Annotated in this window: 1 protein-coding gene; it reads left to right on the forward strand. The window is 71.7% G+C overall.

Translation table 11 applies throughout. From position 1 onward, the window contains the following. Nucleotides 1-22: 22 nt before the first annotated feature. On the forward strand, nt 23-1,231 hold a 1,209-nt coding region (gene cseC / locus FNH04_RS46145; protein ID WP_322725786.1), incomplete at its 3' end, for a two-component system sensor histidine kinase CseC.

Raw genomic sequence — 1,231 nt, forward strand, 5'->3', positions numbered from 1 at the left:
GCGACGACCCGCGGGAGGTGGGGTGGGGCGGCTCGCGCGGTCCCGCTCGGGCCTGCGCACCGGCCTGCGCTGGAAGCTCAGCGCGGCGATCGCCATGGTCGGCGCGCTGGTGGCACTCGCACTGAGCCTGGTCGTGCACAACGCGGCGCGCGTGTCCATGCTCGATAACGCGCGCGACCTGGCGGACCAGCGCATCCAGGTCGCCCAGCGCATCTACGAGTCGGGGCGCCAGCAGAACCCGGGGGCGTTCGGGGTGGAGGTCGACGACGCGGCCATTCCCAAGGACCTGCTCGCGAAGGTCACGGAGGACCGGCGCGCCACGTACATCGCCGAGGACTCCCAGGGCATCCCGGAGATATGGGCCGCCGTGCCGCTCAAGGACGGCCGCGTGCTGTCGCTGCACACGCGGATCACGGACCGCAGTACGGATGTGCTGAAGGACCTCGACCAGGCGCTGGTCATCGGTTCGATCGCGGTCGTGTTCGGCGGTTGCGCGCTCGGTGTGCTCATCGGGGGCCAGATGTCACGCCGGCTGCGCAAGGCCGCGGCGGCGGCCAACCAGGTCGCCAAGGGTGAGACGGACGTACGGGTCCGGGACGCGATCGGTGGTGTCGTACGTGACGAGACCGATGATCTCGCCCGGGCCGTGGACGCCATGGCGGACGCGCTTCAGCAGCGTATCCAGGCCGAGCGCAGGGTGACGGCGGACATCGCGCACGAGCTCCGCACTCCGGTGACGGGTCTGCTGACGGCGGCGGAGCTGCTGCCTCCGGGGCGTCCCTCGGAACTGGTCCGCGACCGTGCGCAGGCGATGCGCACGCTGGTGGAGGACGTTCTGGAGGTGGCCCGGCTCGACGGGGCGTCCGAGCGGGCGGAGTTGCAGGACATCGTGCTGGGTGAGTTCGTGTCCCGGCGGGTGGCCGCGAAGGACGCGGAGATCGAGGTACGGGTCGTCCATGAGTCGGAGGTCACGACGGATCCGCGTCGTCTGGAGCGGGTTCTGTTCAACCTGCTGGCCAACGCGGCCAAGCATGGCAGGGCGCCGATTCAGGTGACGGTGGAGGGCCGGGTGATCCGGGTCCGCGACCACGGTCGCGGGTTCCCGGAGGAGCTGCTGGCGGATGGGCCCCGCCGCTTCCGTACGGGCTCCTCCGACCGGGCGGGGCAGGGGCATGGGCTGGGGTTGACCATCGCGGCCGGGCAGGCTCGGGTGCTGGGGGCGCGTCTGACC

The sequence above is a fragment of the Streptomyces phyllanthi genome, assembly GCF_009377205.1.
Classification (GTDB): domain Bacteria; phylum Actinomycetota; class Actinomycetes; order Streptomycetales; family Streptomycetaceae; genus Streptomyces; species Streptomyces phyllanthi.